Raw genomic sequence first — 1042 nt, 5'->3', positions numbered from 1 at the left:
ATGCGAATCAATATTTAAATAAATTTAATATTCTGAAAATACTAAATAAGTTTGTTTTAAATCTCTCTGGAATTTAACAAATTTATGCAGTTAATATATCAGAAATGTATAGCATAAATACTGCTAATTTACCCCATACATGAGTTAAAACACCTTTTAAAGAGCGGACTTTAGATGCATTTTGTAATTTTACTTTTTCATCAATTTGATTAAAAAGTGATTCTATTGGTTGCCTAATGCGACTTACAGATGTAGAATGCAACGATTCAGCTGAATCCAATTGTTTTTGTCCACGTTTTTTCTTTATAGGTGTACGAATTACCGTTCCATTAGCGTTAGCTAATGTTTCTACATCAGAATCTATATATGCTTTGTCAGCATATATATTACGGTTTTCAAAGTTGCTTATAATATCTCTAACTGCTTGTAAATCATGTTCTGATGCAGGAGTTAACAGCGCATATTCTGGATAAGGTGTTGTTTTAGGTCTTATATGTGCAATAACATGCAGCTTGCACCCATAATAATGAAAGTCTTTAGTTGCACAATAACCTTTATTGCATATTAAACTTGCTACTTTTCCTTTATATGAACGCTTATCTTTTGCTAACGCTATCGGATAAGAATCTATGATACTTTCAGTAGATATTGAAAATTTATTTTCAAATAGAGTTGTTAATGTAGCGGTGATTTCTCTAAAAGCTTCATGTAAGTTATTTAGTCTTTTGTTAAAGGCTTGATAGCTCGGTATATTAGGAAAATAATCTATCAAGTGGTTTATAGCATATTTGTAAACATCCTTTTTAGTAAATTGTTTTTGCATTGTAGCCCATAAATATATTGTTATTACTTCCTCATCTGTAAATTGTAGTAAACAATTATTACTAAAACGTTGCACCGAATACGCTATTCTGCTATCATAGATAGCGGAAACATAGCAATATAATTCTATTAGTTTTAAAATAAATTCATTTTTCATAATTTTATTTTATACTAATTATTGCTGTGTTTCTTTTATTATTTTTTTACTGTTGATTCGCAT

1 protein-coding gene is annotated in these 1042 nt (G+C 28.6%); it reads right to left on the bottom strand.

Going from position 1 to position 1042, the window contains the following annotated elements:
- Positions 1 to 82: 82 nt before the first annotated feature.
- Positions 83 to 979, bottom strand: coding sequence for an IS982 family transposase (locus GXK56_RS27490; RefSeq protein ID WP_160693484.1), 897 nt, complete (start codon positions 977 to 979; stop codon positions 83 to 85).
- Positions 980 to 1042: the final 63 nt, after the last annotated feature.

The sequence above is a fragment of the Clostridium sp. C2-6-12 genome (assembly GCF_009928485.1).
Lineage (GTDB): Bacteria > Bacillota > Clostridia > Clostridiales > Clostridiaceae > Clostridium.
The sequence above is the reverse complement of the archived record's forward strand: the minus strand, read 5'-3'. Positions and strand labels throughout refer to the sequence as shown.

Excerpts from the sequence above, each read along its gene's own strand:
- GXK56_RS27490 (WP_160693484.1), bottom strand. The coding sequence starts at position 979 with ATGAAAAATGAATTTATTTTAAAACTAATAGAATTATATTGCTATGTT.